Genomic DNA, 22,434 nt, shown 5'->3' with positions numbered 1-22,434 from the left:
AGGAAATAGACCTTCCAGTAGATGGAAGGTCAACATGATGTGGCGATTTTGGATGCCCGACGCAACCGCCCGCCCGCTCCAACCGTTTGCCTGCCTACAGCGCACACTGAACCTTCGGGAAGAAATCAGTTTTCGGAAACGTTTATCGAACAGCGCTCAAAACCCGGTGTTCGACACCGGGTAACGATGAGCAAGGACCCTCCGGCGGCACGTTACACCGTGCACACGCCGAGGAGACAGAATATGCCCGTCAACGCCTATATCAACCGGATCGCGACGGCGGTGCCGGAGCACGAGGTTCATCAATTCTACCTGCGTTTCACGGCCTCTATGCTCGCGGCCGATCGCCGGAGGATCTTCGAACGCATGGCCGATCTTGCCGGCATCGAGCACCGCTATTCCTGCTTTGCGCCGGCGTCCGACCCCGAAGGACCAACTGCCGACCTGGCCGGGACCTTCATCCGGGGCGCGTTTCCCGGAACGGCCATGAGAATGGCGATGTTCGACGATGCCGCACCTGTTCTGGCGCAAAAGGGCATCGACGGATTGCAGCTTGGCGACGACGCTTCCCGCATCACCCATCTTATCGTCACCACCTGCACTGGCTTTTCGGCGCCGGGCATCGATCTGGAGCTGATCGCGCGTTGCGGGCTTCCCGATAGTGTCGAACGCACGATGATCGGTTTCATGGGTTGCTACGCGGCGATCAACGGGCTCAAGCTGGCCCGCCACATCGTCCGCTCCGACCAGCAGGCCAAGGTCCTGCTGGTCAATATCGAGCTCTGCACGATGCATCTGCGCGAAACCACCGAACTGGAAAAACTGCTGTCGTTCTGCCTCTGGGGCGACGGCTGCGCGGCCACGCTCGTCACCGCCGAGCCGGCCGGCATCGAGCTCGATAGCTTTCACTGTCTGGTGGCGAGGGAGCGGCGGGATCTGATGCGCTGGAATATTCGCGACCACGGCTTCGAAATGGTTCTTTCCGGCCAGGTGCCGGCAGCGATTCATGAGGCGTTGCGGAACAGCCAGGCCGCCATCCTCGGAGGCCGATCGGCGAAAGACATCGACCTTTGGGCCGTGCACCCGGGTGGACGTTCGGTGCTCGACGCCGTCGAAAGGGCCTTGAAACTGGAGCCCACCGCGCTGGAACCATCGCGCGAGGTGTTGCGCCAATATGGGAACATGTCGTCCGCGACGGTCATGTTCGTGATGAAAGAGATGCTGAAGGCGCGACCCGGCCTGCTCGGTTGCGGCATGTCGTTCGGACCCGGGCTGACGGCCGAAACCATGCTCTTTCGAACGGTGTCATGAGCGGCCTGGAGCACCGGCAGCTTGCGCCGGAAATCCTCGACGGACTTGCGGCCGAAGATCCGCGAGCGCTGACCGCGCGCCGCGATCTTCGGCGCATCAATATGCTGATGTTTCAGGTGCCGATCATGACGTCGTTGCTCAGGATGTTCGTGCCAACGCCGCCACGCCGCATCCTGGAGATCGGCGCCGGCGATGGCTCCTTCATGCTGGCGGTGGCGCGGCGCATGGCCAGGCATTGGCCCGGGGTCGAACTGGTGATGCTCGACCGCGTCGACCTCGTCACCGCGCAATTGCGCGGTGATTTTGACAGGCTGGGATGGAAGGCCGAAGGCGTCACCGCCGATGTCTTCGACTGGGCAGGAAAGATCGAGGGTGCGCCGTTCGACGCCGTCACCGTCAATCTGTTCCTGCATCACCTCGATGATGCGCAGCTCGTGCGTCTGTTTTCGCTGATCAGGCCTAAAGCCCCGTTGCTGCTGGCGACAGAGCCGTTGCGGGCGAAATTGGCGCTGGCCGCGACCCGTCTTCTGCCGGCAATCGGCGCCAACGACGTCACACGAAACGATGCGGCGCAAAGCGTGCGTGCCGGCTTTCGCGGCAGCGAGCTTTCCCGTCTCTGGCTTGCGGCGAACGGCAAACCGGTCGAGGAACGACGCGCCGGCCTGTTTTCCCACATTTTCGTCGGCGCCAGCGCCGGCAACGACCCATGACGGGATTGTCGACCCATGACGCGATCGTCATAGGCGCCGGCCCGGCGGGCACATCCGTCGCGCTCACGCTGGCCCGGCGCGGGTGGGTCGTGGCAATTGTGGAAAAGAGTGCGTTTCCACGCCGCAAGGTCTGCGGCGAATACATCTCGGCAAGCAATCTTGCGCTTCTCGACCGGCTCGAGATCGGCGAGGCCTGGCGTACCAATGCGGGCCCCGAAATCCGCCGCGTCGGCCTGTTTTCCGGCGAGACCTGCGTCGAGGCGGCAATGCCACGTGCAGGAGCTGGGCCTCGTGCGAAAGATGGCTTCGGCCGGGCGCTCGGCCGGGACATTCTCGACTCTCTGCTTTTGCAAGCGGCGCGATCGGCGGGTGTCAAAATCTTTCAACCCTGCCGCGCCGTCGCCATCGAGCCGGACGGTGAGATGCAAAGGGTGCGAATTCAGGCCGGGGATGAAGCGGCGATATTGCGAGCGCCGGTGATTGTCGCCGCACACGGCTCGTGGGAACCGGGACCATTGCCCAGCCAGCTCGGAAAGGCCAATCGCCCGTCGGACCTGCTCGGCTTCAAGGCGCATTTCACCGGGTCGTCCCTGGCGCCGGATTTGATGCCTCTGCTGGCCTTCCCCGGCGGCTATGGCGGCATGGTTTCGGCGGATCATGGCCGGTTGTCGGTCTCGTGCTGCATTCGCCGCGATATGCTCGCACGGCTGCGTAAACAATATGGCCCCAAACAACGGAGCCACGTGTCGGCCGCCGATGCGGTCTCCCGGCATCTCCTGAATTCATGCCGGGGCGTGCGGGACGCCCTGGAACCGGCTCTCCTCGACGGTCCGTGGCTTGCCGCAGGTCCGATCCGGCCGGGAATTCGCTCGTGCTACGAAGGGGACATCTTCCGCGTCGGCAATGCAGCCGGAGAGTCTCATCCTGTCATCGCCGAGGGCATCTCGATGGCGCTTCAGTCCGGCTGGCTGCTGGCTTGCGAACTCGCATTCGCGCCAAGTGGCCGAGCAGGGCGCGAGGCTGCCGCCAGACGCTACGAGGCGGCCTGGAAAAGACTGTTTTCGACACGGGTCTACGCCGCCGCGGCCGTTGCCGGAATTGCCCTTCGCCCCGGCAGCGCCACCTTGATGGCGGCGATCGTCCAGAATTTCCCGCAGGCACTGACGCTGGGCGCGCAACTGAGCGGCAAGACCAAGCCGGTTCCAGGCTTCGTCTAGGCGACATAGCGGTCCCATGAGCCGTAGTGCTCCTTGCTTCGGCGCCCCCGAGGCAGGCTGAGGCCGATCACAACTAGCCCTGCAACGGCATTGTTCAATGTCGAACCTCTGGTCGCGCCGTCGAGCAGCCAGGGCGCTGCGATCAGCCATAACCCGAACGGCAGGTTGAGGAAACGCAACGGCCGTGCCACCTCGGCCATGGCGCAGACCGCGATCGTGATGATCATGGCGCCCGAGAGGTGATCGCTGTTTGCAATGGCGCCGGCCGTGCCGAAGACCAGCCGCGAGATCATCAGCCAACCGCCGACGATACAGCATGCGACCAGCGTCCATGGAAACGTGACACCGCGAATGGCTGCGGCGGACTGTGCGGCAAGCGCGGCGGAAAAGCCGGGATCGTTCTTGTCCGCCTCGCCGTTCGGCTCCGGCCCGCCTTGGAAAAAGGTGCGCCAGAACGGACGGTCTGCCCGCACGCTGCGCAGCATGTACTGGCCCATGGCGACCACCTCGTCCAGCGTCAGCGGGATCATGACCAGCATGGCCGCCGCCGCAATGAGGCACAGTGTGCAATAGGTGCCGATCATGATCGGCTGGATGATGATGAAGAAGATCGAGACGCCGCCGAGCGGCACCACCAGGATGAAGAAGAAGGTCACCATCCAGGGCATGGTGCGCCAGCGGGTCGCCGTGCCCATCGCGCCCATCAGGGTTTCGATCATATAGGCCACGGCGCCAAGCCCGGCATCAGCGACTGGCCAGGCTCGAGAAACGTCGGATGTGATGATGAATTCCGTGCCGTTCCTGCCGTCTCCGCCGGGGAAGAACGGCTCCCAGACAGCACCCACATGGCCGAGCTGGTAGGCAGTGAGATAGCGGGCGATGAGGAAACCGAAGAAACCGAGCGCGATGATCGGCAGGCGCTGCAGCCAGGATGACGGCGAGTAGGTCCAGCCAGGCGGAACGGTGCTCTCGTCCATCATCCCTTCGTGGCTCATGCCCGGCATCATCGGGACGAGCACCGAGAAAGCGATGGCCAGCGCGCCGACGATCGTGTCGTTCATGGTGGCGGCGGCGCTCGGCGTCCAGAAGAACAGCGGCGCGAACAGCAGCCACAGGCCGGCGATCGTCGTGCCCCATTGCGCCCAGGAAAAACGCGGCGACAGTGCGAGCCCGCCAAACAGCATCAGCAGCAAGCCCGAGACAATGTCGCTCCAGCCGGTGAGCGCGTTGCGCAGCACCGGTTCCCACAGTCCACGCTCTTGCGTGACGTCACGCACAGTGCCGGCCGCCGCCGGATCGAACAGCGCGAACTGAAGCGGGCTGGTGAGGAGCCACACGCCAAGCGTGATGACCAGGAAATGAGCCCAGAGCAACTGCTTGCCCATCCCCGCCATCTCGGCCATGTGTCCGGGTTTCATCTTGTCGTGTTTGGCCTCGAACGCCTTGTCTTTCTCTCGCGCTTTTGTTCCGCTGCCGGCCACCTTGGCGGCGTCGAGCTTGTTGGCCCGATACCAGCCGGCGGGATCTGCCTTGAGCGCGTCGACGATCCGCGGCAACGTCTCGCGCAGGGAATGCCGGGGCTGCCAGCCGAGGACATTGCGGGCACGGCTGATATCGATCGCGTAGTGGTCGTCGGCGATATCGACCATCCAGGGACGAACGAATGATTCTTCGCCCAGCACGTCCTGTTGGACCCAGGCACCCGCCTTGGCGAGCGCCTTCGGCACCTCCCGTGTCTCCCAGTTCTCGCCACGGATCAACCGACCAATCTCGGCTTGAAGTTCGCCGTAGCCCATGACCTCAGGCTCGCCGAGAAGCAGCGCCAGCTCCGTGGGAAGTTTCTTCCGCCGATCTATAAGGCGCGCCACCGCATCGGTGAGGTCTTCCAGATGCAGGAACGACTGCCCGGTGCGCAGGTCACCCGGATATACATGCCCGGTCGGATCCTCTTCGTAGATACGCGCAATCTGATTGGCGAGGAATGCGTTACGGCCGAGATCATCATAGACGCCGGCCGGCCTGGCATAGACGACAGGGATCGCCCCGTGCTGCTCATGGATCAGGCGCTCGGTCTCGATCTTCGAGGTGCGGTAGGGTAGGTTCGATTCGAGCGGCCAATCCTCATCGATGATGTCGCCTGGTCGGCCACCCTTGTGCGCCAGCATCGAACTCATGAAGACAAACTGCTCGACCTCAAATTGTTTCAGGGCGCGCAGGAGCTTCTCGGTGCCGCCAACCGTAATCTTTTCGTAGAGCGGGTTCCGTTCGCCTGTGAGATCGAAATAGGCCGCAAGATGGACCACCGAGGCGAGGCGGGCGCCATAGGCCGTCCGCACGCGCGCCAAGCCGGCTGCCACGGCGTCCTCCGATGTCAGGTCGATGCAGACGCACTCCGCGGCCGGCGGCGGCTGACGCGTCGCCGCCCGGTCGAGGCCGACGAGAGCAAACCGGTCGGCGAAGCTGTTGACCAGAGCCGAGCCGATGAAGCCGGTGCTGCCGGTAACAATAACCGTGTCTTTGCGCTTCGCCATCCAGACCTCATAGCCGGCGATTTGCCACTCCTGAGAGGGCCGAAGGCGACAGACGTTAAGAGCCGAGGGGCCGGACCAGTTCCGACGCCGACCCGATGACGCTGCTGCTTCCGATGACGACTACAACTTTTCGCCCTTTTTGCTCTTTTGACCCCGACTGCCTATGCCGTCAGGTTCGCAAATATTTGACCAGCGCTGCGATCGCGAGCACGAGGGTGACAAGCACCAGGACCCAAATGAGCGCCATGCCGCCCATCATCCACATTGAACCGTCCATCATCATCACAATCATCCCTCCCGCCGCCGCTGCCACCGGCGATTGCGAGGGGAACTAGTTCGCCATGTACGCCCGTCAAGGCGAACTCGATCAGCCCACGAAGGCGGTGGCTTGCCGGTCAATCAAGGCACGTTCAATGCTATCGACGAACGAGTTCATAATAGGCTTCTGCCAGAACATGCTGGCCGCGCGGTAACTCCGAAAGGGCAGGGCTTTAATCCAGCGCCTCCAGCGCCCGCAGCAAGTGTTCCGCGACATCTGATCTGCCTTGCCGATATGCCTCTCTGACAGGGCTAGTAGCTGCCTTTCGACATTCATGGTTCGGTCCGCAATTGGAGGACCTCCGGAAGTTAGCAATAAGCCTAACGGTTCCAGCCACCCGAAGGTCAAGCGCTCCTTTCAAGAAGGTAGAACAGGTTGAGAGCGCTTGTTGAACCGCAGCCGAGTTGTCGCCCGGCTCTACTCTCCTCCGCCGCAGCCGTCTGAGAGATCCCAGACGTCGACGACCTGCTTGCCGGTGAAACCGTGCTCGCGGATCAGGAACTTCGCCAGCCCGCCATACACTTTCCAGCGCCAGCATTGGCAGCAGCATGGACCTTTCTCGTTGGAATTGGCCATCGCATAGTCGTAGGCCTGCTGCTCTTCGCCGGAGAGTTTCACATCGTAGTAGGGCATCATCTTCTGTGCGATGCCGGCCGGAATATCGTACGGATCGCTTGGGATCATCGCAATCTCGCGGTACCTGGCCAGGCCGCTCACCTGCTCGGCATAGCGCTTCGTCTCCATCGGGCTGCAGCACGAGCCCGTGATCCGCGACGTTGCCGGCATGGTCGCGATCGATTCCGTGAACTTGGTCGAACACGTGCTGTTGCCGTTCTGGCTGAGATATCTGAAACGGCGTACCAGATCGGGATCCTCAGCGGCGATCGCCAAATCCGGCCCCTTGAGCAGGCTCACGACCGCAGCGGCGCCAAAGGCGCTCCCCAGAACAACCGTCCGTCGGTTTGGGCAAAATATTCGGCTCATTTGCTGGTCCTCGCCTGCTCGATCAGTTTCTTCATCGTTGCGAGGTCGGTCGCGCCGGGGAAAATCTGCTCGCCAACGACGAAGCTTGGCGTTCCGCTGATCTTCAGCGCCTGGGCCAGTTGCGTATTCCGGTCGATCGACGCCTGGATATCGGGCTGCTGCATGTCGGTCTTCAGTTTAGCCACATCGAGACCGACGTCGGCAGCCACCTTCAGCACGACCGCTTCGGTCACCCGCGTCTTCACCGCATACAAGGCCTTGTGGAATGCCATGTATTTGCCCTGGCGCACTGCGGCGAGAGCCGCCTTGGAAGCAAATACGGAATCCGTGCTGAGGATCGGGAATTCCTTGTAGACGATCTTGAGCTGCGGATCGTCGGCCATTGCTTGCGCCATGATCGGCGCAACCTGCCGGCAATAGGGGCAGTTGTAGTCGAAGAACTCGACCACGGTGACGTCGCCTTCGGCGTTGCCGCCGACCGGGCTCGCCGGGTCCCGGAAAATCTCGTCCGCCTTGTCCGTCAAAGCGGCTTTCGCCTCTTTTGCGGCAGCCTCGCGCTGGCGGGCGTCGAGGCTCTGCAGCGACTGCACGAGCACCTCGGGATGCGCAAGAATGTAGTCGTGAATGCGCTGGTCGAACTGGTCCTGGGACATCTCGCCCGCGGCGATCGCCTGATTGTGGAGACCGAGCGCGAGCCAGATCGTCGCGCCGGCCAGCATGACGGCACGGGCCATTTTGCCGACGGCTCCGCTCAATGGATTGGACTTGTGGGTCACAGGGTTCTCCTTCCCTCTGTTTCGCCGGACCGCCGGCACGTGCAAATGATGCCTCAGAACATGCCCTTGATTTTCGCCCACCATCCCGTTTCCTGCTCATGGTGCGGGCGCTCGACATTGTTGGCGAGCGCATTGACGAATGTGACGAGATTGACCGACGCGAAATCCAGGCCATGGAAATTCGCCCGCCAGCGGCCCTCCTTGTCGATCACATGGGTGATGGTGCCGTGCATCTGATAACCATCATCCGTCAGCGTGAACTTGTGGCCGAAGGCCTCCGCCAGTCTGCGGGTCGCATCCTCCGGCTGATCCTCCATCGTGGTCAGGAACAGCCAATTGACGGGATCGAGCCCGTGCGCCGGCCCGTATTTGCTGAGCACGTCCGGCGTGTCCCTGGTCGGGTCGGTGGTGATGGTCACAAAGCTGACCCGGTCCTTCATCGGCGTGCCGTTCACCATTTTCTGGATTTCGGCGATCTTCTCGGCATGAAGGGGGCACACATCCGGGCATGACGTGTAGATGAAGTGGAGGACGACCACCTTGCCGCGCAGATCGGCCGTCCGCACGACACGCCCGTCGGCGGTGCGCAGCGTGAAATCAGGCGCCGGCTTGTCGATCGGCTGGAAATATTTCTCGTCGGCCTCAAGCGTGGCGTCGATTTCGTCGAGCGAGTGGGCTTGCGCCTGACACGAAAAGCCCGCGGTCAGCGCCGCAATGGCAATTACGCTTAGCAGCAAGCACCTCCATTCGTTCAAAGCCGATGCAACGCAGCGAGCCTTTAGCCCGAACATATCTGTCCCTTTCTCACTTGGCGGTGATGCGGCTGCGGATGAAGTCGACCATGTCGGGGGCGTCCCATTCGGCCGGCCCAATCAGCCGGCCGATCTCCTTGCCGTCGCGGTCGACCAGCAGGGTTGCCGGAAGGCCGACGGTTCCGATGGCGAACATGGCCCTGCCCGAGACGTCGATGTTGAGGGCGAGGTGCTTGATGCCGATGTCGGCGAAGAACTTCTTCACAATCTCAGGACCGGCGCGGTCCATGGACAGCGCGACGACCTCGAAATCCGGACCGCCGAGTTTGGCCTGTAGGCGATCGAGCGTCGGCATCTCCTTGCGGCAGGGCGCGCACCATGTCGCCCAGACGTTAAGCAGCACGACCTTGCCGTGGAAATCCGCAAGCATTTTCGGCTTGCCATTGCCATCCTCGAAGCTGATTTCCGGCACGGGGACGGGCGCCTCGTGAACGGCAAAGTTCTGCGGCGGCTCAGCGGCTGATACCGGGCACGAAAACGCCAGCAGCATGCCAACCAGGACCATGGCCAGTTTGCTCACAATGTCCTCACTCGGTCGCGTAGACGGTGGGCGCCTTGCCGTCCTTGGTGAAGGCGTAGACGACGAAGGGGCCTTGCTTCTCACCACCCATGCCTGGGGCGCCGGCCGGCATGCCGGCGAGCGTTATGCCGGTGATGGCAGGGCGCTCGGTCAAAAGCTTCTTGACGATCTCGACCGGCACCAGGCCATCGACGATATAGCCGTCGACCATCAGCGTGTGGCAGCCTTCGAGGTCGGCCGGCACGCCGGCATCGCTGCTGATCTGGGAGAGATTGTTGACCGGCTTGATGTCGACCTTGAAGCCGTTGTGCTCGAGATAGTTGGCGTATGACTCGCAGCAGCTGCATTGCGGGTTCTTGTACATGACGGCGTTGATCGTTGCGGCGAAGGCGGGCAGCGGCGTTGCGATCAGCAGGGACAGGGCGGCAAGGCGGTAGGTCAGTTTCATTGCAGTTCTCCTTGGTTGGATAAAAGTTTCAGGTCACGCGGAACGCTGTCATCAGGCCGGCCATCTGGTGATCGGCGACATGACAGTGCAGCATCCAGTCGCCCGGATTGTCGGCGACGAAGGCGCATTCGATCGTATCCTTGGGGGCGAGCAGCACCGTGTCCTGCCATTGCCGGTGCGGCACCGGCAAGCCGTTGCGCGAAAGCACCGATAGGCTGAAGCCGTGGACGTGCATGGGATGCCACCAGGCGGTTTCGTTGCGCATGGTGAGATGGCAGGTGGCGCCGCGTGACAGCGTGAACTCAGGCGCCATACCGGCGTGGCCGTCGCCGGTCATCGACATGCCGTTGATTGCCCAGGCGGCGGCGCCGTTCATGCCGGGCATCGCCATGCCCATCATGCCGCCGACGCCGGCGAGCTTGCCTCCGCCCATCATGCCGCCCTGCAGGACGATCTCCTGGCGCTCGGCGCCAGCGAGGTCGGGCTGGGGCAAGGGGTTGCGCGGCAGGCCGACAGGCGTGTCGAGCGGATGGGTTCTCAGCGGCGGCGCTGCGTCATAGGCCAGCGTGGTCAGCGTATAGGCGAGGCCGTCGTAGAAATCGTCGATCACCGCGTGGCGGCTGCCGGGGTCGCCCTGCAGGTCGAGCATCACATCGACGCGCATGGCAGGCGCCAGCACCAGGCGACCGCCCTCCGGTTCGTGCGGATCGCAGGGCTGTCCGTCGATGGCGACCACAACCGGACGGTGGCCTTCGAAGCGCAGCGCCATCATGCGGGCAAGCGAGGCATTGGCGAGCCGCAGCCTGACGCGCTCGCCGGCCTTCACGCTCCGATCGCCTGGCCCCGTGCCGTTGACGGTGACGACATTGCCGACGCGGCCCGACATCGACGCATCCATGGCACTGCCGAAGCCGCCGGCGATCTGCCCATCGGCCGCAAGCCGCCAGTCCTGCAGCAGCCACAGAATGTCACGGTCGACGGCGACCGGCTCGACCTCCTCGACGACCAGTGCGCCGGCAAGGCCACGACCGAGCTGGACCAGGCTGTTGGCGTGCGGGTGATACCAGAAGGTGCCGGCATCGGGCGGGGTGAATTCATAGATGAAATTTTCACCTGGCCTGATCGGCTTCTGCGTCAGGCCGGGCACGCCATCCATGGCGTTCGGCAGCCGGATGCCATGCCAGTGAACCGTGGTGTCTTCGTCCAGTCCGTTCTCGACGATGATCCGAGCGGGCTGCCCCTGGCGTAAGCGCAGTGTCGGGCCGGGGACCGTGCCATCATAGGCCCATACCGGAGTGCGCGGACCATCAGGGCCGGCGAACCGGGCCTGGCCCGGCGCCACCCTGATCCGGTATTCGCCGGTGGCCATCGCCCGCGCAGGGCGGATCGGCACTGCGGCGGCAATGCTCGCTGCCGCAAGCAGGAATTCGCGGCGCGTTATGAACGGATTTGAAACGGAATTCACTTTTGCGACCCTTGCGGTAATCGACGGCGAACGTCGCGACGTCGATTGAATTGCTACCGCGCCCGCTGCGCAGTACGCGCAACCGGGCGATCAAACGCCGGTAATCAGCCGTGGAACGGCAGAAACGGCGTCAGACGAGAGCGCTGGGTCTTGGAGGGAATGGCTCGGGCAGCAGACTTCGCCCGTGCAGGAACGGGGCGGGAAGCGCCGACGGCAGCTCGGGCTGCGGCAGTCCCGTCACGGGGAGGACCTCCGGCAGCACCGCCAGAACCGGTGCGACACAGGTCGGCGCACATTGCATCGGTTTGTCATTGCCGGCCGAGCCCTTGAGGCAAGCGTTGCAGTCACCGTCCCTGGCATCGGCCATCTTGGCCATGTCGGCGTCGGTGGTGCCGGTATCTGCGGCCATGGTCATGCGCCCGTCGACTGCCATCCCGGCCGACATCACGGCAGCCTGAGCGGCGGACAGGCTGAACCCGGCGGTCACGACGACCGCGAGAAGCATGACCAGGAGGTGTTTTGGTGACAGGCGCGCCATCATCCGCTCAGGTTGACCGTAAAGTGCGGCTTTTGCAAGCTCCGGATGCCGCGACATCGGGGCTGACGCGAGCTCTGCTCTGGCAAATCAATGGTGAGGATGCTCGCATTTATCGTGATCCGCCAGCACCTCGATGACACGGCATTCGCAGACTTTTCCGTGCCGGCAGCCTTCGACCATATGCTCCAGCTCGGCTTTCAATGCTGTAAGGCTGCGTATCCGCTGAACCACGTCGGACAGACGCGCCTGGGCAATGGCGTCGGCGGTCGCACAAGGCTGGCTGGGATTATCCTGCAGCGTCAGCAGCGCCCTGATGGCGTCGATCCCGAACCCCAACTCGCGCGCGTGCCTGATGAAGGCGAGCCGGCGCAAGTCTGCCGCTTCATACTGCCGGCGATTGGCTTCGCTGCGGGCAGCGGCAGGAAGCAACTCTATCTGCTCATAGTAGCGGATGGTTGGAACCTTCACGCCGCTGTGTCGGGCCGCTTCACCGATGGTCACACCTGTTGACATTTCGCTTGCTCCTCTAGTCGCTAGAGGATGTAGCGTCGCGGTCGAAGATACAAGAGGTTCACCATGGCTGCGACCAAACAACAGACCCGCTACCGCGTGGAAGGCATCGATTGCGCCGGTTGCGCTAGCAAAATCGATACGGCCGTGCGGCGGATGCCTGGTGTTCAGGACATCAACGTATCCGTTTCGGCGGGCACTCTGACGGTCACTCATACTCCCGAAAGCAATCTCGGCGCGATCGAGAGGAAGGTCACCGGCCTCGGCTACGCCGTCGCTCCGCTGACCTCCAAGTCTGGGACGCCGGCGTCCGATCAATCCGCCGACAACCATGCCGACGGAAGGCGCAATCACGACGAGAACGTAGCGGGGTTACATGATAACGATGATGCGCCGGCGTCGGAGCTATGGTGGGACAGCGCCAAGGGCCGCCTGGCCATCGCCAGCGGGGTCGCCTTGGCCGTGGCTTTCGCGATTGATTACGCCTGGCCCGCGACCGGCCCGTGGGCCTTCATCGCCGCAATGCTGCTCGGCCTGGCTCCGATCGCGCGCCGAGCGGCCATGGCCGCAGCGGCAGGCATTCCGTTCACAATCGAAATGCTGATGACTGTGGCGGCCGCCGGGGCCGTCATCATAGGTGCCGGCGAGGAAGCGGCGACGGTGGTCTTCTTGTTCCTGATCGGCGAGTTGCTCGAAGCGGTTGCGGCCGGCAAGGCACGGTCCAGTATTCAAGCGCTCACGGCCCTCGTTCCCAAAACCGCGTTCGTCGAGAAAGACGGCCAGACCCGCGAGGTGCCGGCAGAAAGCCTGGCTGTGGGCGCCATCATCCTCGTGCGGCCGGGCGACCGGATTCCGGCTGACGGCGAGATCACCGAAGGCGGGAGCGCCATCGATGAATCACCCGTCTCCGGTGAAAGCGTGCCGGTGCGCAAGGACGTCGGCGACACGGTCTTTGCCGGCACTATCAACGGCGACGGCGTGCTGCGCGTCAAGGTGACGGCGACCGCCGCAGACAACACGATTGCACGCGTGATCAAGCTGGTCGAGGAGGCGCAGGAAAACAAGGCGCCGACCGAGCGCTTCATCGATCGCTTTTCGCGCTGGTACATGCCCGGCGTTGTCGCCATCGCGGCGCTCGTGGCCACCACACCGCCGCTGCTCTTGGGCGGCGATTGGAACGAATGGATATACAAGGGGCTGGCGCTGCTGCTCATCGGCTGCCCGTGCGCGCTGGTCATTTCAGTTCCGGCGGCGATCGCGGCGTCGCTTTCGGCCGGAGCCCGGCGCGGCCTGCTGATGAAAGGTGGGGCGGTGCTGGAAGGGCTCGCGACCATCACCGCCGTGGCGCTCGACAAGACCGGCACGCTGACGCTCGGCAAGCCACAGGTCACCGATGTCGTTGCGGTGGGTGCCGGTGAACGCGACATCCTTTCGCTGGCGGCAGCGCTTGAGATCGGCTCGAGCCATCCCTTCGCTTTGGCCATCCTCCAAAGGGCCAAAGCCGGCAACATTCCCGTGCCGCCTGCCGCCCAAGCCAAAGCGATCGGCGGTAAAGGGGTTATCGGTCGTGTCGGCGGCAAGAACCTGTTTCTGGGATCGCCAGTCGCGGCGGGCGAGATAAACCTGCTGCCAGCAGACCAGGCGGCACGCATCGTGGCATTGAACGATGAAGGCAAGTCAGTGGCGGTGCTGCTTGTAGACAACGCGCTGGCCGGCTTCATTGCCATGCGCGACGAACCCCGGCCGGATGCTTTCGCCGGGTTAAAGGCGCTGACCAATGCAGGCATCAGGACAGTCATGCTAACCGGCGACAATAAGCGCACGGCGGCTGCCATTGGCAAACAGCTCGGCATCGAGGTGCGCGCCGAACTGCTCCCGGAGGACAAGCAGCGCATCCTCGGCGAGTTGAAGGGGCAGGGGCTTAGGGTAGCCAAGGTCGGCGACGGCATCAACGATGCGCCGGCACTTGCCGCGGCCGATGTCGGCATTGCCATGGGCGGCGGCACCGATGTGGCTCTTGAAACGGCTGACGCAGCGGTGCTGCATGGACGCGTCGGCGACGTTGCGGCCATGATCAGGCTGTCCCAAGCAACCATGGCCAACATCAAGCAGAACGTCACCATTGCATTGGGCCTGAAGGCAGTGTTCCTGGTGACGACGATCGCCGGCATCACCGGCCTGTGGCCCGCCATTCTCGCGGACACCGGGGCGACGGTGCTGGTGACGGCCAATGCCATGCGGCTGTTGCGGTGGAAGAGCAGCTGGTAAGAGCGACAACGGCATCGTGTTAGGGCAGACCATGCAGCAAGCCATTGCGTCGGACGGCCTTCGCCGGGTGGTGCTTGTCGTCGCACTGCTGAATCTGGGTTATTTCGGCATTGAATTCGCCGTCGCGCTGGCGATCGGCTCCGTGTCGCTGTTCGCCGACAGCGTCGATTTTCTGGAAGATGCCTCGGTCAATCTCCTCATACTGCTCGCCATGGGATGGTCGCTGCGTGCCCGCTCGCGGGTCGGCATGGCGCTGGCGCTTATCCTGCTGGTGCCCGGCTTGGCGACGCTGTGGACCGCGTGGGAAAAGTTCAACATGCCGGTGCCGCCGCAACCGGCAGCGCTGACGCTGGCAGGATTGGGGGCCTTGGCGGTCAACCTGTCATGCGCCTACATGCTGGCGCGCTACCGCCGTCACAGCGGCAGTCTTACCAGGGCGGCATTCCTCTCGGCCCGCAACGACGCCGTCGCCAATATCGCGATCATACTGACCGGGTTGGTGACGGCCTTCCTATGGCGCTCGGCATGGCCGGATCTGATCGTCGGCCTGGGAATTGCAGCGCTGAACGCAGACGCGGCGCGCGAGGTCTGGGAGGCAGCTCGGGAGGAGCAGCGAGCCGTTTCGTAGGGCGCCAATGTAGGCCGTCATACCGGCCGTGAGCCATCCATAAACTTGCGCGACTTCTAATATAAGCGCACACTTGCAAAGCGGCGGAGGGAGAAACGGCTCATAAGTAAATCGGGAGGAAAGCCATGGACAGCATGAGCCTCACCACACTTGAGCGCGGCACGACGACCGTCGACGCCGCAGCCCTGGAGGCGCTTTCGGTGCAATTGCGTGGCACCATAGTCAGGGAAGGCGATGCCGCCTATGACGAAGCACGGACGATCTGGAATGCCATGATCGATCGGCGGCCGGGGCTGATCGTGCGCTGCGCCGGCGCCGCCGACGTTATCGCTGCCGTGAATTTTGCCAGGGAAAACAAGCTTCTGCTCGCGGTTCGCGGCGGCGGCCACAACATTGCCGGCAACGCCGTCTGCGATGGCGGCCTGGTGGTCGATCTGTCGGCAATGAAGTCGGTGCGGGTCGATCCGGCGACGCGGCGAGCATGGGTGGAACCTGGAGCGACGCTCGCCGATGTGGACAGGGAAACACAGGCTTTCGAACTGGCAGTGCCGACCGGGATCAACTCGACCACCGGCATCTCAGGCCTGACGCTGGGCGGCGGCTTCGGCTGGATCACGCGGAAATTCGGCCTGACCATAGACAGCCTTCTCTCCGCCGACGTGGTTACCGCAGACGGCAAGCTTTTGCGCGCCAGCCAGACGGAAAATCCGGATCTGTTCTGGGCGCTGCGCGGTGGCGGCGGCAATTTCGGGGTCGTCACGGCCTTTGAGTTCAAGCTCCACCAGGTCGGTCCGCAGGTCCTGTCGGGACTTGTCGTTCATCCTTTTGCCGATGCCGAAAACGTGCTGCGTGAGTACAGGGCGGCGCTTGAAACGGCGCCCAATGAGTTGACCTGCTGGGTGGTCATGCGGCAGGCGCCGCCGCTGCCGTTCCTGCCGGCTGAATGGCATGGCAAGGAGGTGCTGGTTCTGGCCATGTGCTATTGCGGCGACCTCGAGGAGGGCGAGAAGGCGACGCAAAGGCTACGCGCCATCGGCGCGCCGATCGTCGATGTCGTCGGCATCAACCCGTTCACCGGATGGCAGCAGGGATTTGATCCGCTGCTGACGCCCGGCGCCCGCAACTACTGGAAGAGCCATGACTTCACCGAGCTTTCCGACAGCGCGATCGGCGTCGTCACATCAGCGATCTCTAGGCTTCCCGGCCCAGAATGCGAAGTATTCTTCGGCCATGTCGGTGGTGTCGCGGGCCGTGTTGCGGCGGATGCAACGGCGTTTCCGCAACGCAGCGCGCACTACGTCATGAATGTTCACGCGCGCTGGCGCGAACCGGGAATGGACAGCGCCTGCATCGACTGGGCGCGCGGCATCTATGAAGGCACGAGGCCCTTCGCCGCTGGCACGGTTTACGTCAACTTCATGCCGGACGACGAAGTCGACCGGGTCGCAGCGGCCTATGGCGGCAACCATCAGCGGCTTCTGGAGATCAAGCAGCGCTATGATCCGCTGAACCTGTTCCGCATGAACCAGAATTTGCGTCCCGTGGAAGGTTTGCGCGCCGCTTAGGCCAGGCACCTCATGAAAAGGCCCGCGTCTCCGAAGAGGACGCGGGCCGATTTCGTTGGCATGCGCTAGGCAGGTATCAAGACAGCGATACGGTGGATGCCGACCACCTTGCTGGTATTGGCTGCCGCGTCGGTCTTGCCCTTCGAGCAGGTATACATGTCACCTTCCTTGAGCTTGAATTCCTTGTCGGCTTTCTTGATCGTGAATTCACCGGCGGCAATGGTGCACACCATGTCGTTGTCCATTACCGTTGCAGGAGCAACTGCTCCCGGCTGAAAGACCACATCGACAATTGAGATGCTCTTGTAGGCGGGGATATCGGAATTGCCGGTGCCGACCTCAACCACCCTGACGCCGGGCGCTATTTCCTTGCCTTCCTTCGGGCCGTATTTCTTCACCTTTGCAGCTGCCGCCAGCGTGAACAAAGGCGTTACCGCGGCCGCCGTCACGCCGAGCGCAATTGCAGACCTGCGATTTATGGTTTTCATCGCATCCTCCCATTATATTGGCCACGCACCAATGCGCATGGCCGCAATACATTAGCACATATGCAGGTAATTGCAGCAGAGCGTTTCGGAGCTTCCGGGAGCGAACCGCTCCCGGTCGAATGCGACCGAATATCAAACAATTCCATGCTATGCTGGCGAGCCATCAAACGGGCGACGGGGGATAGCAATGTTGGAAACGGACAAGGTGTTCGCTGGCTCAATTCCGGAAAACTACGACCGCTATATGGTGCCGTTGATTTTCGAGCCGTTCGCCGCAGATCTTGCACGACGGGCAGCGTCCTTGTCGCCAAGCGCCGTTCTGGAAACCGCCGCGGGCACCGGGGTTGTCACCCGCGCATTGGCGCCAAAACTGTCCGCCGATGCAAGCTATGTCGTAACCGACCTCAACCAGCCGATGCTCGACTACGCCGCTTCGCGGCAAGCTCCCGACGATCGCATCAAATGGCGTCAGGCTGATGCTCTGGCGCTGCCGTTTGAAAATGCGGCCTTCGATCTCGTTTGTTGTCAGTTCGGTGCTATGTTCTTTCCCAACCGCTCATCTGCCTACCGCGAAGCCCGGCGAGTCCTGAAGCCCGGAGGACATTTTCTATTCAGCGTATGGGATCGCATCGAAGAGAATGTATTTGCGGACGATGTGACGAATGCTCTGGCGAGGATTTTTCCGAACGATCCGCCGCGCTTTCTGGCACGCACGCCGCATGCTACCACGATACGGCACTGATCCGTAGCGAATTGGAGGAGGCAGGTTTTTCCGGTGTGGTGATCGAGACGAGGGCCGAACAAAGCCGTGCCTCCTCGCCGCGCTTTCCGGCCGTTGCTTATTGCCAGGGCACTCTCCTTTGCAACGAAATCGAGGCCAGGGAGGCGGGAAAGCTGGACGCTGCAACCGACTACGCCGCAGCCGCAATTGCAGACAGGCATGGCAGTGGCGAGGTTGCCGCCAAAATTCAGGCTCGCATAGTGGTGGCTGTGGCCTAGGTGCTGGATATCCCGCACCGGCACTTGGCGACATTCAGCTGCTGTGCGGCAAACACCTTGCCGCTGTCCCGAATTCTCAGACGTTAAGCGTTCATTCGCCCGAGTGGCAGGTCGACAAGTGCCAGGTCGATAATTGCCGCTTTGACCGATCGCCGGGGCTTGATGGCGGCGGCTGCCGCCCGTGCGATTCTGGTCGGCTCGGCTTCACTTTCGCAGCCACGGCCGACTCCGCCCAGCAAGGTCTAGTCATTTCGCTTTCTTGACTCAGCCGACAAAAACGGGCAGCAAAGTCATCATTGGAGGCCAGTTTTGCCAACTATACAGGTTTTGGAGCGCGTTTTTCGGTGTGACCGTCGCCCAATCGGCGGTCGGTAGAGGGATTGGTTAACCAACTTTGTCCATCTTTTGAATCAATCGGCAACAGACGCGAAGCGTGCTGGGGGCACCAGGCGAACTGTGAATGTCACGGCTGCGAAATCCGCTAGCCGGCATCGGCCGATTGAGAGTGGTTGAATGGCGTTTGTAAGTGCGAAAACCCGGGGTGACAGTCCTGCAACTGGATTGACTTCGATGAGGCCCGGCCTGCGCTGGGTCGCGGTTCCGGCCGTCGGCGCAGCCATTGCTTTATGGTCGGTGGCGACCTTGGCCGGTCTTTATTCGATGGGAACCTCGCTCACCGCCGCTTCCAACGGTCTCCCGCAAAGCCTGCTCGCGCCGCGCACCATCGCGCTCGCCGATCCTCGCCGCAGCCTTGCAAAGGCGCAGGCCCCGACGTGGGCCGCAGCAAACGCGGCGCTGTCGGCCAAGCTGCTGCAGCACGGGTGCGATGCCAACTGCCTGCGGTCGGCGTCGAACTTCGTTCACCAGGGAAAATCGGCGCGTCTCAAGCGCAATACCGTGCCGCTTGTCGCCGATGCATCGCGGAAATCGAGCTTCGACGACGTGGTGGCCAAAGCAGGGCTGTCGCCGCAAAAGCTTGCCGCCGCCTTTGCCCGTGCCGGCTCACCCGTCATGCTCGCAAGCCTGCCGGCCGACGCCCGGTTCGCCGAGCCGGTACGCATACCCGACCCGAACGGCCCGGCGTCGGTGCGCTTCGGGCCGGCGGTGGCGGAGATCGAACGCTCGTCGCGCCTTGCGCTGGCGATGGCGAATACATTGCCGGAGCAGATGATCGACGTGCTCCCGGCAGCCATCGCGGCAAGCGAGCCCGCAGCCTCACGAGAGCCGCAAGAACCTGAGGTCGAGGTAGCCTCGCTGCCGCCGCAAGACGACATGCCCGACAGCATTCCGCTGCCGACGCTGCGTCCGCGGGCGGACATCGATAAGCCGGCCGAGGCGCCGCGGGCTCAAGCGTCAAGAGATCAGGCGCCAAAAGACCAGGCGCCAAAGGCCCAGGCGCAAAAGGATCAGACATCGAAAACGGAGCCGCCCAAGGCGCAGGCCTCCAGGACCGCCAAGGCGAGCAAGGTGCAGACGGCCGAAGCGCCGCCGGTCGAGACGCAACCCGGCAGCCTGTCGCCTCGCAATTCGTCACAAGCGGCAGTGCCGGCCGTATCGGGCAAGCCGGGCAAACGGTCGAAGACGCAGGGCGGCGACATGCTGGCCTATGCCAAGCCCGACATGCCTTCCGGCGGACTCGGCGGAGCCTTCAGGAACCTGTTCACCACGCCCAACATGGGTACCGGCGTCGCCGTCTACGACATCTCGGCCAAGACCGTCTACATGCCCGACGGCTCGCGGCTGGAGGCACATTCGGGACTGGGCGCGATGGTCGACCAGCCACGCTACGTCCACAAGAAGAATGTCGGCCCGACGCCGCCGGACACCTACAATCTGACGATGCGCGAATCGCGCTTCCACGGTGTCGAGGCGATCCGTCTGACGCCGGCCAGCGGCAGCAACAAATATGGCCGCGACGGCCTGCTCGCCCACACCTACATGCTGCGCGGCGGGCGCGCCGAATCGAATGGCTGCGTCGTCTTCAAGGACTATGCCCGCTTCCTCGCCGCCTACAAGAAGGGCAAGATCAAGCGGCTCGTCGTGGTGCCGCGCCTGTCGAAGCCGCTGACACGCGTCGCCCAAGAGGGGCGAGGGGCTTAGGTCGCTCGCGGGGGCACGGAACATTTGAGACGCTGGCGGGACAGCACCCCCCTCTGTCCTGCCGGACATCTCCCCCTCAAGGGGGGGAGATTGGCAGCTTTGCCCTTACCGCCGTCCTGCAGCGTTGGTGATTTGCGAAAGCCGAAGTGGCCTCCGATCTCCCCCCTTGAGGGGGAGATGTCCGGCAGGACAGAGGGGGGTGCTGTCCCGCCAGCATCGCTAGCTTTCATTCCCCGCCGGATTTCCAACAGAAATCGTTTCCATTCTCGGCCAAGGACATTATGACTGCCCGGACCGGGACGGCTTCAGCAACCAATACGAGGACATCATGACAATACGCGCTGTCGTCTGGGGCGAGAATATTCATGAGCGGACCAATGAGGTGGTCGCGGGCATCTATCCCGAGGGCATGCATGCGACGATCGCCAATGCACTGAAGCTCGACCCGGAGATATCAGTGTCCTGGGCAACGCTGGAGCAGCCGGAGCATGGGCTGCCGGCCGACCGTCTGGCCGAGGCCGACGTCTTGCTGTGGTGGGGACACAAGGACCATGGCGCCGTCGCCGACGAAGTGGTCGAGCGGGTGGCGCGCCGCGTCTGGGAAGGCATGGGGCTGATCGTTCTCCATTCCGGCCATTTCTCGAAGGTATTCAAGAAGCTGATGGGCACGCCCTGCACGCTGAAATGGCGCGAGGCGGGCGAGCGCGAACGGCTCTGGGTGACCAGCCCCAACCACCCGATCGCTGCCGGGATCGGCGAGTATTTCGAGCTCGAGAACGAGGAGATGTATGGCGAGCAGTTCGCCGTGCCGGAGCCGCTCGAGACCGTGTTCATCTCCTGGTTCCAGGGCGGCGAAGTGTTCCGGTCGGGGCTGACCTATCGCCGCGGCGCCGGTAACATCTTCTATTTCAGGCCCGGCCACGAGACCTATCCGACCTATCACGACGCCAACGTCCACAAGGTGCTGCGCAATGCGGTGAAATGGGCGCACAACCCGCAAGGCTCCAATCCAGCCATCCTCGATGCACCGAACGTGCCGGTGGAAAAGGCGCTCGAGCCGATCGTCGAGCGCGGCGGAAAACTTCATTCCGCGGGCGAAGCCGGCTTTCGCTAGACCAAATCCATGATCGAACAAGAAGATAAAGCCCTGTCCTAAGGATAAGAATCATGCGCCTCTTGATACTCGGCACCGGTTGGATGGCGGAGGAGCACGCCAGGCAGTTCGGCAAGATCGAGGGCGTCGAACTGATCGGCGCCGTCGATCTCGACCGTACGCGTGTCGACAAGTTTTCGGACATCTACGGTATCCCCAACCGGTTCGCGTCGCTGGACGAGGCGCTGGCATGGGGCAAGTTCGACGCGGTGGCGAACGTGACGCCCGATCGCATCCACCATCCGACCACCATGATGCTGATCGCGGCGGGCAAGCCGGTGCTGTGCGAGAAACCGCTGGCCGAAAATTACCAGAAAGCCAGTGAGATGGCCGATGCGGCCGAGCGGGCCGGCATCATCAACATGGTCAACCTGACCTATCGCAACGTCGCGCCGCTGCAGAGGGCGCGCGCCATGGTGCTGGCCGGCGAGATCGGCACCGTCAGGCATGTCGAGGCCTCCTATCTGCAGAGCTGGCTGGTGTCCAAATTCTGGGGCGACTGGCGCACCGATTCGAAATGGCTGTGGCGACTGTCGCGCGGCCATGGCTCCAACGGCGTGCTGGGCGACGTCGGTATCCACATCCTCGATTTCGCCAGCTATGGCGCGGCGCTCGACATCGACCATGTGTTCTGCCGCCTGAGATCCTTCGACAAGGCGCCCGAAAACCGCATCGGCGAATACGAGCTCGACGCCAATGACAGTTTCACCATGGCGCTTGATTTCCGCAATGGCGCCTTCGGCGTCGTCCATGCCAGCCGCTGGGCAACCGGCCATCTGAACGAGCTCCGCCTGCGCATCTACGGCGACAAGGGCGGCATCGAAGTCGTGCACAATCTGACCGGCTCGGAGCTGAAAGCCTGCATCGGCGAGGATGTCGAGAACGCCAAATGGCAAGTTCTGGACGCCGGAACGGTGCAGACCAACTACCAGCGCTTCGTCGATGCGGTGCGCAACGGCGTCCAGGCCGAACCGTCGTTCCGCCATGCTGCCGAATTGCAGAAGGTGCTGGATCTTGCCGTCGTCTCGGATGAGAAGCGGGCCGAATTGAGCACCGATACGCAGTGATATCGTTCAGGGAATCGTGAGAGGA

Annotated in this window: 19 protein-coding genes and 1 pseudogene; 10 read left to right on the top strand and 10 right to left on the bottom strand. The window is 63.1% G+C overall.

What is annotated here, in order from left to right:
• Positions 1-39 precede the first annotated feature (39 nt).
• Genes NKI18_RS14420 through NKI18_RS14410 form a run of 3 tightly spaced genes read left to right on the top strand, consistent with a single transcriptional unit; the run spans position 40 to position 3,238 of the window.
• Entirely contained in the window at positions 40-1,311 is a 1,272-nt protein-coding gene (locus NKI18_RS14420; RefSeq protein ID WP_352617345.1) for a type III polyketide synthase, read from the top strand.
• Positions 1,308-2,021 (top strand): methyltransferase domain-containing protein, encoded by a 714-nt coding sequence (locus tag NKI18_RS14415; protein WP_352617343.1) that lies wholly within the window; start codon positions 1,308-1,310, stop codon positions 2,019-2,021. Before NKI18_RS14420 ends, NKI18_RS14415 begins: the two co-directional genes overlap by 4 nt.
• Positions 2,018-3,238, top strand: coding sequence for an NAD(P)/FAD-dependent oxidoreductase (locus NKI18_RS14410; RefSeq protein WP_352617340.1), 1,221 nt, complete (start codon positions 2,018-2,020; stop codon positions 3,236-3,238). Before NKI18_RS14415 ends, NKI18_RS14410 begins: the two co-directional genes overlap by 4 nt.
• Here NKI18_RS14410 and NKI18_RS14405 read toward each other — a convergent pair.
• From NKI18_RS14405 to NKI18_RS14365, 9 genes are all read right to left on the bottom strand, one after another.
• Positions 3,235-5,769, bottom strand: a complete 2,535-nt coding sequence (locus tag NKI18_RS14405) for an NAD-dependent epimerase/dehydratase family protein (protein ID WP_352617337.1) — start codon at positions 5,767-5,769, stop codon at positions 3,235-3,237. The genes NKI18_RS14410 and NKI18_RS14405 overlap by 4 nt on opposite strands.
• A 736-nt stretch (positions 5,770-6,505) precedes the next feature.
• A complete protein-coding gene (locus NKI18_RS14400; protein WP_352617334.1) occupies positions 6,506-7,072 on the bottom strand; it encodes a hypothetical protein in 567 nt (188 codons plus the stop codon).
• On the bottom strand, positions 7,069-7,848 hold the full coding sequence (locus NKI18_RS14395) for a DsbA family protein (protein WP_352617331.1): 780 nt from the start codon (positions 7,846-7,848) through the stop codon (positions 7,069-7,071). The genes NKI18_RS14400 and NKI18_RS14395 overlap by 4 nt, the downstream gene beginning before the upstream one ends.
• 53 nt (positions 7,849-7,901) lie before the next feature.
• The gene (locus NKI18_RS14390; RefSeq protein WP_352617328.1) at positions 7,902-8,585 is read right to left on the bottom strand and encodes an SCO family protein; all 684 of its coding nucleotides are present in this window, start codon (positions 8,583-8,585) and stop codon (positions 7,902-7,904) included.
• Between the two features lie 67 nt (positions 8,586-8,652).
• Positions 8,653-9,180 (bottom strand): TlpA family protein disulfide reductase, encoded by a 528-nt coding sequence (locus NKI18_RS14385; protein WP_352617325.1) that lies wholly within the window; start codon positions 9,178-9,180, stop codon positions 8,653-8,655.
• Positions 9,181-9,187: 7 nt separating this feature from the next.
• Positions 9,188-9,628, bottom strand: coding sequence for a DUF411 domain-containing protein (locus NKI18_RS14380; RefSeq protein WP_352452325.1), 441 nt, complete (start codon positions 9,626-9,628; stop codon positions 9,188-9,190).
• Positions 9,629-9,656: 28 nt separating this feature from the next.
• Positions 9,657-11,093, bottom strand: coding sequence for a multicopper oxidase family protein (locus NKI18_RS14375; RefSeq protein ID WP_352617322.1), 1,437 nt, complete (start codon positions 11,091-11,093; stop codon positions 9,657-9,659).
• A gap of 130 nt (positions 11,094-11,223) precedes the next feature.
• The gene (locus NKI18_RS14370; RefSeq protein WP_352617319.1) at positions 11,224-11,688 is read right to left on the bottom strand and encodes a hypothetical protein; all 465 of its coding nucleotides are present in this window, start codon (positions 11,686-11,688) and stop codon (positions 11,224-11,226) included.
• A gap of 30 nt (positions 11,689-11,718) precedes the next feature.
• Positions 11,719-12,144 carry a MerR family transcriptional regulator gene (locus tag NKI18_RS14365; RefSeq protein WP_352617316.1) on the bottom strand — a complete coding sequence of 142 codons (426 nt, stop codon included), beginning with the start codon at positions 12,142-12,144 and terminating at the stop codon, positions 11,719-11,721.
• 63 nt (positions 12,145-12,207) lie between these two features.
• On the opposite strand from NKI18_RS14365, the gene NKI18_RS14360 reads away from it, so the two are divergent.
• The 3 genes from NKI18_RS14360 to NKI18_RS14350 all read left to right on the top strand — a co-directional run bounded on the left by NKI18_RS14360 (position 12,208) and on the right by NKI18_RS14350 (position 16,602).
• A complete protein-coding gene (locus tag NKI18_RS14360; RefSeq protein WP_352617313.1) occupies positions 12,208-14,409 on the top strand; it encodes a heavy metal translocating P-type ATPase in 2,202 nt (733 codons plus the stop codon).
• A 31-nt stretch (positions 14,410-14,440) separates the two neighbouring features.
• A complete protein-coding gene (locus tag NKI18_RS14355; protein ID WP_352617311.1) occupies positions 14,441-15,037 on the top strand; it encodes a cation efflux transmembrane domain-containing protein in 597 nt (198 codons plus the stop codon).
• A gap of 125 nt (positions 15,038-15,162) precedes the next feature.
• Positions 15,163-16,602 (top strand): FAD-binding oxidoreductase, encoded by a 1,440-nt coding sequence (locus NKI18_RS14350; protein WP_352617308.1) that lies wholly within the window; start codon positions 15,163-15,165, stop codon positions 16,600-16,602.
• A gap of 65 nt (positions 16,603-16,667) precedes the next feature.
• Here the strand turns inward: NKI18_RS14350 and NKI18_RS14345 are convergent, their stop codons facing one another.
• Positions 16,668-17,090 carry a hypothetical protein gene (locus tag NKI18_RS14345; RefSeq protein ID WP_352617306.1) on the bottom strand — a complete coding sequence of 141 codons (423 nt, stop codon included), beginning with the start codon at positions 17,088-17,090 and terminating at the stop codon, positions 16,668-16,670.
• A gap of 187 nt (positions 17,091-17,277) precedes the next feature.
• Between NKI18_RS14345 and NKI18_RS14340 the strand changes: the two are divergent.
• From NKI18_RS14340 to NKI18_RS14325, 4 genes and pseudogenes are all read left to right on the top strand, one after another.
• Positions 17,278-18,089, top strand: a pseudogene (locus NKI18_RS14340) (class I SAM-dependent methyltransferase).
• Positions 18,090-18,659: 570 nt separating this feature from the next.
• Positions 18,660-20,189: a tlde1 domain-containing protein gene (locus tag NKI18_RS14335; RefSeq protein ID WP_352617300.1), complete on the top strand. Its 1,530-nt coding sequence runs from the start codon at positions 18,660-18,662 to the stop codon at positions 20,187-20,189.
• 328 nt (positions 20,190-20,517) lie between these two features.
• On the top strand, positions 20,518-21,303 hold the full coding sequence (locus tag NKI18_RS14330) for a ThuA domain-containing protein (protein WP_352617297.1): 786 nt from the start codon (positions 20,518-20,520) through the stop codon (positions 21,301-21,303).
• A 53-nt stretch (positions 21,304-21,356) separates the two neighbouring features.
• A complete protein-coding gene (locus NKI18_RS14325) occupies positions 21,357-22,409 on the top strand; it encodes a Gfo/Idh/MocA family protein (RefSeq protein ID WP_352617294.1) in 1,053 nt (350 codons plus the stop codon).
• The last annotated feature ends 25 nt before the right edge of the window (positions 22,410-22,434 follow it).

This window comes from Mesorhizobium sp. M0800, from assembly GCF_040320095.1.
In the GTDB taxonomy this organism is placed as follows: Bacteria; Pseudomonadota; Alphaproteobacteria; order Rhizobiales; family Rhizobiaceae; genus Mesorhizobium.
This window is presented reverse-complemented; position numbering and strand designations above follow the sequence as displayed.

Bases quoted from the DNA above. Each gene is read 5' to 3' on its own strand.
- NKI18_RS14415 (WP_352617343.1), top strand. From the start codon at position 1,308: ATGAGCGGCCTGGAGCACCGGCAGCTTGCGCCGGAAATCCTCGACGGA.
- NKI18_RS14410 (WP_352617340.1), top strand. From the start codon at position 2,018: ATGACGGGATTGTCGACCCATGACGCGATCGTCATAGGCGCCGGCCCG.
- NKI18_RS14405 (WP_352617337.1), bottom strand. From the start codon at position 5,769: ATGGCGAAGCGCAAAGACACGGTTATTGTTACCGGCAGCACCGGCTTC.
- NKI18_RS14400 (WP_352617334.1), bottom strand. From the start codon at position 7,072: ATGAGCCGAATATTTTGCCCAAACCGACGGACGGTTGTTCTGGGGAGC.
- NKI18_RS14380 (WP_352452325.1), bottom strand. From the start codon at position 9,628: ATGAAACTGACCTACCGCCTTGCCGCCCTGTCCCTGCTGATCGCAACG.
- NKI18_RS14370 (WP_352617319.1), bottom strand. From the start codon at position 11,688: ATGTCGCGGCATCCGGAGCTTGCAAAAGCCGCACTTTACGGTCAACCT.
- NKI18_RS14365 (WP_352617316.1), bottom strand. From the start codon at position 12,144: ATGTCAACAGGTGTGACCATCGGTGAAGCGGCCCGACACAGCGGCGTG.
- NKI18_RS14360 (WP_352617313.1), top strand. From the start codon at position 12,208: ATGGCTGCGACCAAACAACAGACCCGCTACCGCGTGGAAGGCATCGAT.
- NKI18_RS14355 (WP_352617311.1), top strand. From the start codon at position 14,441: ATGCAGCAAGCCATTGCGTCGGACGGCCTTCGCCGGGTGGTGCTTGTC.
- NKI18_RS14350 (WP_352617308.1), top strand. From the start codon at position 15,163: ATGGACAGCATGAGCCTCACCACACTTGAGCGCGGCACGACGACCGTC.
- NKI18_RS14345 (WP_352617306.1), bottom strand. From the start codon at position 17,090: ATGAAAACCATAAATCGCAGGTCTGCAATTGCGCTCGGCGTGACGGCG.
- NKI18_RS14335 (WP_352617300.1), top strand. From the start codon at position 18,660: ATGAGGCCCGGCCTGCGCTGGGTCGCGGTTCCGGCCGTCGGCGCAGCC.
- NKI18_RS14330 (WP_352617297.1), top strand. From the start codon at position 20,518: ATGACAATACGCGCTGTCGTCTGGGGCGAGAATATTCATGAGCGGACC.
- NKI18_RS14325 (WP_352617294.1), top strand. From the start codon at position 21,357: ATGCGCCTCTTGATACTCGGCACCGGTTGGATGGCGGAGGAGCACGCC.